We start from the raw sequence: 8,865 nt of genomic DNA on the forward strand, positions 1-8,865 counted from the left end.
GGAGACTGCGCTCGATCTCGCCGATGATGGCCCGGCGCCCGATGCCGGCATTGGCCACGCCCAAGACGCGCGCCAGCTGGCCGCCGCGCTGGCCCGGCTGGAACCGCGCCACGCTGCCGCCATCAGGGCCTGCTATTTCGAAGGCATCACCTATGATGAACTGGCGCTGCGCGAGGGCGTGCCAGTGGGCACGCTGAAAAGCTGGGTGCGCCGCGGCCTCATCCGCATGCGCGCCCATCTCGACGAGGGGACGCCATGAGCCAGACCCCTGATACCGGCCTCGAGGGCCTGACGGTGCTGGAAGCCGAGGCGATGGATTTCGCGCTGGGTGCCGGCTCCCGCGCCGAGCGCAAGGCGGCCGAGCTGCGCCTGCTCAGCGATCCTGCTTTCCGTGCCGCTGTCGAACGCTGGCAGGCGCTGCTGGCGCCGCTCGACGGCGAAACGCCCGACATGGCGCCGCCGCCGGCTGTCTGGCAGGCGATCCTGGCCGATGTGCAACCGGCGCCGCGCACCGCGCAAACGGCGGCTGCGCCAACCGGCTGGTGGCACAATGTCGGCCTGTGGCGCGGTCTGGGCCTGGGCGGCACCGCGCTGGCGGCGCTGGCCGTGGCGCTGCTGGTGCTGCCGGCCGCGCCTGTGCCGCAAGCGCCGGCCGCCACGGCGCCGTCGCTGGTCGCCACCCTGGCCGACAGCGAGGGCCGGCCCCTGCTCGCCGCCGCCGTCGATCCGGCCAGTGGCGAGGTGCGCTTCGCTCCCGTTGCGACGCCAGACGGGGCGGCCGGCAAGGTGCCCGAACTCTGGGTGATCGAGGGCAAGAATCCACCGCGCTCGCTGGGCGTGATCGACATTTCGGCCGGCGCCGCCCACGCCATCCCGCCCGCCCGGCTGACCGGGCTGAAAGCGGGCGCAGTGCTGGCCATCTCGATCGAGCCCATCGGCGGCTCCCCCACCGGCGCCCCCACCGGGCCAGTGATTGCCACCGGCGCCCTGTCTGCGGCCTGATCCCGGCGGCCTGACCGCGGGATCGGCCCTTTTCGTCGCAGCGACGCTGGCTGACGCAGCCACGTCACACCATCAAGCGTATCTGGCACTGCCGCCACTTCCGGCGGACCCAAGATAGATTGATGGAGATTGCGATGGTTTCCCGTAACGCTCTGCGTGCCGCCATGTTCGCCATGGCCGCTGCTGGCCTTTCCCCCATGGCCAGCGCGCAGCCGGTGGTGGGCGGCGCCCCGATGTACCCGACCCGCGACATCATCGACAATGCCGTGAACTCGGCAGACCACACCACGCTGGTTGCCGCCGTGAAGGCTGCTGGCCTGGTTGACACGCTGAAGGGCAAGGGCCCGTTCACCGTGTTCGCCCCCACCAACGCAGCTTTTGCCAAGCTGCCGGCCGGCACCGTCGACAACCTGCTGAAGCCGGAAAACAAGGGCACGCTCACCGCTGTGCTCACCTATCACGTGGTGCCGGGCAAGGTGCTGGCCGCCGATCTCGTCAAGGCCATCCAGGCTGGTGGCGGCAAGACCGAGATCACCACCGTGCAGGGTGGCAAGCTCACCGCCTCGCTGATGGGCAACCTCGTCATGCTTCGCGATGCCAAGGGCGGCATGAGCCACGTCCGTCAGGCCGACGTGGTGCAATCCAACGGTGTCATCCACGTGGTCGACGCGGTCGTTCTGCCCTGACGCGGTGCATCCCCGGGGGCGCCACCCGCGTAACTGCGGGACTGGCGCGTCTTGCGAGGGATCCGCCTGACATCGTTGTTGCGTGCGTGTTGGGGGCCGGCCGGAGTATCGGGCCGGCCCCCGCTCTTATGCGGCCGCAGCCGTGTCTGCGTCTTCGGCCTGTTGCAGCGCCCACATCTGGGCATAGGCGCCGCCGCGCGCCAGCAGGGCTTCGTGGCGGCCGCGTTCGATGATGCGCCCGGCGTCCAGCACAATGATCTCATCGGCGTCGGTGACGGTGGAAAGGCGGTGGGCAATCACGATGGTGGTACGTCCGGCTGCAACCCCGCCCAGCGCCTCCTGGATGCTGGCCTCGGTGGCGCTGTCGAGCGCGCTGGTGGCTTCATCGAGGATCAGGATCGGCGGGTCTTTCAGGATGGTGCGGGCGATGGCCACGCGCTGCTTCTCGCCGCCCGACAGTTTCAGACCGCGTTCGCCGACCTGAGTCTCGTATCCGTCGGGCAGGCCGATGATGAAATCATGGATCGCCGCGCCCCGCGCCGCCGCGATGATCTCGGCTTCCGTGGCGTCGGGCCGGCCATAGGCGATGTTGTAGCGGATCGTGTCGTTGAACAGCACGGTGTCCTGCGGGACGATGCCGATGGCGCGGCGCAGACTGTCCTGCGTCACGGTGCGGATGTCCTGCCCGTCGATGGTCACGCGGCCGCCCTGGATGTCGTAGAAGCGGTAGAGGATGCGGCTGAGCGTCGACTTGCCGGCGCCTGAATGGCCGACAACGGCCAGCTTGGCACCCGGCGGCACGCTGAACGAGATGCCGTGGAGGATCTGCCGGCGCGGCTCATAGGCGAATTCGACGCTCTCGAAGCGGATGGCGGCGCCGTCCACCACCAGCGGCACGGCATCGGGGGCATCTGCGATCTCGGCCTCGGTATCGATCAGGCGGAACATCGCCTCCATGTCGATCAGGCCCTGGCGGATTTCGCGATACACCATGCCCAGCATGTCGAGCGGCCGGAACAACTGCATCAGCAGCCCGTTGACGAAGGCGACATCGCCCAGCGTGAAGAGGCCCTGGCTCCAGCCGAACACCACCCAGGCCAGTGCGCCGGCCATCAGCAGGTTGGTGATGAAGCTTTGGCCGACGTTCAGCCACGCCAGGCTCACCTCGGACTTGGTGGCAGCATCGGTATAGCGCTTGATGGCGCGGCCATAGTTGCGGTTCTCATGGCTTTCCGCGTTGAAATACTTGACCGTTTCATAGTTCAGCAGGCTATCGACGGCGCGCGCGGTGGCCTTCTGGTCGCTGTCCACCATCTCGCGCCTGAGGGCGGCGCGCCAGTCGGTGATGCGCTGGGTGTAGGCGATGTAGAGCACCACCATCACCAGCGTAGCAGCCACCAGTTCCCAGCCGAAGCCGCGCCCGAACAGGATGCACACCGCCGTCAGCTCGATCACGGTCGGGAAGATGTTGAACAGCAGGAAATAGAGCATCGTGTCGATGCTCTTGGTGCCGCGCTCGATCAGCCGGGTGAGCGCGCCGGTGCGGCGTTCGAGATGGAAGCGCAGCGACAGTCGATGGATGTGCGCGAACACGTCCAGCGACAGCCGCCGCGCCGCCTCCTGGCCGACCCGCTCGAACACAGCGTTGCGCAGATTGTCGAACAGCACCCCGCCAAAGCGGGCGAGGGCATAGGAAGCGACCAGCGCCATGGCGATGCCGACACCATCGGGCACGCCCGCCGCCATCTGGTCGAGCGCCAGCTTCAATGCATAGGGCATCGCCAGCGTGGTCGCCTTGGCCAGCAGCACCAGCGCCATGGCGCCAACGACGCGCAGCTTGAGATCGGAGCGGTCCGCCGGCCACAGATAGGGCAGGAAGCGCTTCAGCGTCTTCAGATCGGCCTCGCCGGGCGGCGGCGGGCTGGCAGCGGCGGCCAGGGATTGCATCGCCGCCGCATATGGGCCGGGCCGCGCCGCTGCACAATGGGCAGCATTACCCCATTTGGGCCCCATCAGGGTGCCACTTGCCCCACCCGCCCCGAGCGACCATGGTGCGGCCATGGCCCGCCCACCCCGCCGCCCCAGTTCCGGCCGCCCGCAGCCGGGCTTGCCCGACCGGCAGGCCATCCTCGATTTCATCGCCACCCAGAAGACCAGCGTCGGCAAGCGCGAGATCGCCAAGGCGTTCGGCCTGCATGCGCAGGACAAGATCGCGCTGAAGGCCCTGCTGAAGGAGATGATGGAGGCCGGCGAGCTGGAGCAGGGGCCGGGGCGCAACCTGCACAAGGGGGGCGGCCTGCCCAAGGTGACCGTGATCCGCGTTGTCGATGTGGGCGACGGCGTCGCCATCGCCGTGCCCGACCGCTGGGAGCACGGCACGCCGCCGCCGCGCCTGCGTGTGATCGAGCCCCGCCGCCGCGCCGCCTTCGCGCTGGGGGACCGGCTGCTCGCCCGCATCGAGGAGCAGGGCAGCGGATATGCCGCCTTCCCGATGAAGGCGCTGGCGAAATCGGAAGAGTTCGTGCTCGGCATCCTGCGCCGCGAGGCGCTCGGCTGGCGGCTGGTGCCGGTCGATAAGAAGGCGCGCAGCGATCTTGCCATCAGCGATCCTGGCGAGGGCCAGGCCGGCGATCTGGTGTTGGCCGAACCCAGTGGCCGCCCGCCGCGCCAGTTCGGCCGCGTCGTCGAGGTGCTGGGCGATCCCTTCCAGCCGCGCGCCTTCAGCCTCATCGCCATCCACGCCAAGGGCCTGCCGCACCGTTTCGATGAAAGCGCGCTGGCCGAGGCCGACCGCATGGCCCACCAGCCGCTGGGCGAGCGGGAGGATCTGCGCGCGCTGCCCTTCCTCACCATCGATCCGGCCGACGCGCGTGACCATGACGACGCGGTGTGGGCCGCGCCAGACCCGGACAATGAAGGCCATTTCCGCGCCATCGTCGCCATCGCCGATGTCAGCTTCTATGTCCGCCCCGGCAGCGCGCTCGACCGGGCGGCACGCAGCCGCGGCAACAGCGTCTATTTCCCGGATCGCGTTGTGCCGATGCTGCCCGAAGTGCTCTCTGCCCACGCCTGCTCGCTGATCGAGGGCGAGGACCGGGCGGTTCTGGCCTGCCATCTCCATGTCGATGACGAGGGCAAGTTGCTCAGTTGGCGGTTCACCCGCGCTGCCATCCGCTGTGTCGCCAACATCGCCTATGAAGAGGCGCAGGCCACCATGGATGCCGGCAACGGCGCCTATCTGCCGGTGCTGCAGCCGCTGTGGACCTGCTGGGCAGCGCTGAAGAAGGCGCGTGATGCGCGCGAGCCGCTGGCACTGGAACTGCCCGAAAAGCGCGTGCTGCTCGACGAGGCGGGCCGCATCGCCGGCATCCATGTCCGTGAGCATCTGGCAGCCCACCAGCTGATCGAGGATTACATGATCGCTGCCAATGTCGCGGCGGCCAAGGCGCTGGAAAAGAAGAAGGCGCCCTGTATCTTCCGCTGCCACGAGGCGCCGTCACGCGAGAAGATCGTTGCGTTGCGCGATTATCTCGAAACGCTGGGCCAGAACGTGGCGCTGGGCCAGGTGGTGCGGCCAGCCGTGTTCAACCGCATCCTTTCTCGCGCCAAGGGCGGCGAGAGCTATGAAGAGGTTTCACAGCAGGTGCTGCGCACCCAGACCCAGGCCTATTACACGCCCGACAATGTCGGCCATTTCGGGCTGGCGCTGGGCAGCTACGCCCATTTCACCTCCCCGATCCGCCGCTATGCCGATCTGGTGGTGCACAGGAGCCTGGTGAGCGCCCACCGGCTGGGCGACGGCGGCCTCCACGCCGAGGAAGGCAAGGCCCTTGGCAAGACCGCCGAGCATATCAGCATGACCGAGCGCCGCGCCATGGAGGCGGAGCGTGACACCATCGATCGCTATGTCGCCGCCTATCTCTCGACCCGGGTGGGCGAGGTGGTGAAGACGCGCATCACCGGGGTCGCCAAGTTCGGATTTTTCGCCACGGTTGATGGCCTGGGCGGCGACGGTCTGGTGCCGGTCTCCACGCTGGGCGAGGAACGCTTCGTCTTCGACGAGGATGCCCGCGTGCTGGAAGGCGTTGCCACCGGCACGCGCTATGCCGTTGGCCAGCGGCTGGACCTGCGTCTTGCCGAGGCCAATCCGATCACCGGCGCGCTGCGCTTCGAGCTGCCCGAAGGCGGCAGCCCGGCCGGCCCGCGCCGGGACCGTGTGCGGCGCGGCGGGCCAAAGGGCCTCACGCCTCGCCCCGGCCAGTCGCGTGTGCCGCCGGGGGTGCGGCGCGGCCGGCGTTGATCGCCGCCGCCGGCCATGCCATCAGGCCGGCAGACGAACGCCCGCATCAAGGTTGGACATGTGATCGCGACACTGCTGCTGAGGGCTGGCCTGGCGCTGGCCGTGCTTGCCGCCCCTGCCATTGCCCAGGACCGCCGCCAGACTCCCCGCGATGCCGCCATCGCCGAAGCCGATGCCGCCACCGTCCGCGCGCCGGTGGAGGAACAGAGCTTCGTGTCGAAAGGCAGCGTCAGCGTGAACGGCCGCGCCGTCGCCTACACCGCCACCGCCGGCACGCTCACCATCCGCGACGACAATGGCCGGCCGTCGGGCAGCTTCTTCTACACCGCCTACACCGCCGAGGGTTCCAATCGCCCTGTCACCTTCTTCTACAATGGCGGGCCGGGTTCGCCGACCGTGTGGCTGCACCTTGGCAGCTTTGCACCAGTGAGAGTGAAGACCGACACCCCGGCCTATGTGCCGCCCCAAGAGTATGCCCTGGGCCCCAACCCGTGGAGCCTCATCGACAAGAGCGACCTTGTCTTCATCGATGCCATGGGCGCCGGCTGGTCGCGCCCGCTGGGTGACAGGACGTCCCGCGATTTCAGCGGGGTGGACCAGGATGGCGATGCCTTCGCGCGCGTCATCCTGCGCTATGTCACCAAGTACAACCGTTGGAAATCACCGAAGTTCCTGTTCGGCGAAAGCTATGGCACGCTGCGTTCCGGCGTGGTGGCGCGGATGCTGGAGGAGCGCGGCCTGTCGCTGAACGGCGTGGTGCTGCTGTCCACAATCCTCAACTATGGCGTGCGTCAGCCAGGTTATGACCAGAATTATCTCACCCTGTTCCCCGCCTATGCCGCCACGGCCTGGTATCATGGCACGCTGCCGGGGCCGAAGCCGGCTGATCTCGATGCCTTCGTTGCCGAGGTGCGCGCCTGGGTAAGCGGGCCCTATGCGGCCGCGCTGGCCAAGGGCAGCAGCATTTCCGATGCCGAGGCAGAGACCATCGCCCGCCAGATGAACACCTACACCGGGCTGCCCATCGATTTCCTCAAGCGCGCCAACCTCAGGGTGGACCTCCCCCAGTTCCAGACCGAGCTGTTGCGTGAGCGCGGGCTTTCGATTGGCCGGCTCGACGCGCGATACACGCTGCGGCCCGGTGACCTCAACGCCGACAGCCCGGATGATGACCCGGCCGCCACCGCCATCAACGGCGCCTATGTCAGCGCGCTCCACGATTATGCCGCCCGCACGCTGGGGGTGAAGACGGACCTTGCCTATCGCCTGTCCGCCCGCGAGCCGGGCTGGACGTGGGACTGGAGCCACCGCCCGCCACGCGGAGGCGTGCAGACCACGCCCAACACGGCGGTGGACCTCGCTCACGTGATGCGCGCCAACCCGAAGCTCAAGATCCTGTTCCTGAATGGCTATTACGACATGGCGACGCCCTTCTATGGCGCCGAGTTCGATGCCAGCCACATGCTGCTGCCGGCCGATCTGAACCGGAACATCCGCTTCACCTATTATAAATCCGGCCACATGATCTACCTGGCCGAAAGCGAACTGGCGAAGATGCGCGGCGACGTGGCCGCCTGGATGGACGAGTCCAGCCGCTGATCAGCCGCTGATGGCGATGGCGTCGCCCGGCGCCATCGCCTCCAGCCAGCGGGCCAGCACCGCGCGGTCCATGGCCACACAGCCTTCGGTCGCGCGGCCATCGGGTTGGCGAACGTGCCAGAAGATGGCGCTGCCGAGGCCAGGTATGGGCGGTGCATCGTTGTGGGCCAGCACCAGGATGATGTCGTAGGCTTGGTCGTCGCGCCACAGCGCCTCGTGGCTGTGGGGGTGGGGGGTGCTGACCGGCCGGTTGTAGGCCGGGTCATCGGCGGCGTCGGACCAGCCATCCCACGGGCGTAGCCAGCGCCAGGGCAGGCGCGTTGCGGGCGCCGGCAGCCGATCAGGCCGGATCAGCGCGGCGCGGATCGGCCAGGTTCCGAGCGGGGTCTTGCCGTCGCCTTCGCGCTTGTCGGCGGCGGCGCAGGTGCCGCCCTTGCCGAAGCTGGCGGCGTGGGTTTCGCCGAACGCCGAAACCGTGCCGGTGGTGCAGGATGCCGTGAAGACCGTCATCACCCCTCACCCCGCTCGGCTGCGCCGAGTCGACCCTCTCCCGCAAGGAGAGAGGGGATTTTCACAGCATGTGCCCCTGCCGATCGCGCTTGGTGGCGAGATAGGCCGCGTTGTGCGGGTTGGGCGGCATGTCGTGGGGCACGCGGCTGACCGTCAGGCCATGCGCGGCCAGCCCCGCCACCTTCAATGGGTTGTTGGTGAGCAGCTGTACGTTCCTCACGCCCAGCGCCGCCAGCATGGCGGCGGCCAACGAAAAATCCCGCTCGTCGGCGGCAAAGCCCAGCCGCGTGTTGGCGTCCACCGTGTCCCAGCCCTGATCCTGCAGGGCATAGGCCCTGAGCTTGTTGAGCAGCCCGATGCCGCGCCCTTCCTGCTGCAGGTAGAGCAGGATGCCGCCGCCGGGGTTGGCAGCAATGGCAGCAATGGCGGCGTGCAGTTGTGGCCCGCAATCGCACTTCAGGCTGCCGAGCACATCGCCGGTAAGGCAGGAGGAGTGGAGCCGCGCCAGGACAGGCCGGCTGATGTCAGGGTCCCCGATCAGCAGCGCCAGATGTTCAGGCCCGCCATCGTCCGGGCGGAAGGCCACGACCTCGGTGTTCTCGGCGCTGGCCAGCGGCAGCCGCGCCCGCGCCGAGATGCGCACCCGCGCTTGGCCCGGCGGCAGCGCCAGCGCGGCGGCCGCCGGGCAGGTGACGGCAGTGGCGATGCCGGCCTGCGGCACCGCATAGACCGCCGGGATCAGCCCGGCATGCTTGGCAAGGGCAACGG

The 8,865-nt window shown here is 68.7% G+C and carries 8 protein-coding genes; 5 read left to right on the forward strand and 3 right to left on the reverse strand.

What is annotated here, in order from left to right; all coding sequences use genetic code 11:
• The 3 genes from GJV64_RS07875 to GJV64_RS07885 all read left to right on the forward strand — a co-directional run.
• On the forward strand, positions 1-259 hold a 259-nt coding region (locus GJV64_RS07875), incomplete at its 5' end, for a sigma factor-like helix-turn-helix DNA-binding protein (RefSeq protein ID WP_268920637.1).
• Complete coding sequence (locus tag GJV64_RS07880; protein ID WP_164156715.1) at positions 256-1,002, forward strand: anti-sigma factor; 747 nt, start codon at positions 256-258, stop codon at positions 1,000-1,002. The genes GJV64_RS07875 and GJV64_RS07880, both read left to right, overlap by 4 nt.
• Positions 1,003-1,166: 164 nt before the next feature.
• The gene (locus GJV64_RS07885; protein WP_408014974.1) at positions 1,167-1,688 is read left to right on the forward strand and encodes a fasciclin domain-containing protein; all 522 of its coding nucleotides are present in this window, start codon (positions 1,167-1,169) and stop codon (positions 1,686-1,688) included.
• A gap of 126 nt (positions 1,689-1,814) precedes the next feature.
• Here GJV64_RS07885 and GJV64_RS07890 read toward each other — a convergent pair whose 3' ends face one another.
• Positions 1,815-3,635: an ABCB family ABC transporter ATP-binding protein/permease gene (locus GJV64_RS07890; RefSeq protein WP_164156717.1), complete on the reverse strand. Its 1,821-nt coding sequence runs from the start codon at positions 3,633-3,635 to the stop codon at positions 1,815-1,817.
• A gap of 112 nt (positions 3,636-3,747) precedes the next feature.
• On the opposite strand from GJV64_RS07890, the gene GJV64_RS07895 reads away from it, so the two are divergent.
• Positions 3,748-5,988, forward strand: coding sequence for a ribonuclease R family protein (locus GJV64_RS07895; protein WP_164156718.1), 2,241 nt, complete (start codon positions 3,748-3,750; stop codon positions 5,986-5,988).
• Positions 5,989-6,003: 15 nt separating this feature from the next.
• Entirely contained in the window at positions 6,004-7,587 is a 1,584-nt protein-coding gene (locus GJV64_RS07900) for a S10 family peptidase (protein ID WP_164156719.1), read from the forward strand.
• On the opposite strand, the gene GJV64_RS07905 is transcribed toward GJV64_RS07900, so the two are convergent.
• Together GJV64_RS07905 and ribA are read right to left on the reverse strand one after the other, a co-directional pair.
• Positions 7,588-8,097, reverse strand: a complete 510-nt coding sequence (locus tag GJV64_RS07905; protein ID WP_164156720.1) for a L,D-transpeptidase family protein — start codon at positions 8,095-8,097, stop codon at positions 7,588-7,590. It lies immediately after the preceding gene.
• Between the two features lie 61 nt (positions 8,098-8,158).
• Positions 8,159-8,865, reverse strand: a 707-nt coding sequence (ribA, locus tag GJV64_RS07910; RefSeq protein ID WP_164156721.1) for a GTP cyclohydrolase II, incomplete at its 5' end; no start/stop codon positions are given.

It is taken from the genome of Sandarakinorhabdus rubra (assembly GCF_010994245.1).
Lineage (GTDB): Bacteria > Pseudomonadota > Alphaproteobacteria > Sphingomonadales > Sphingomonadaceae > Sandarakinorhabdus > Sandarakinorhabdus rubra.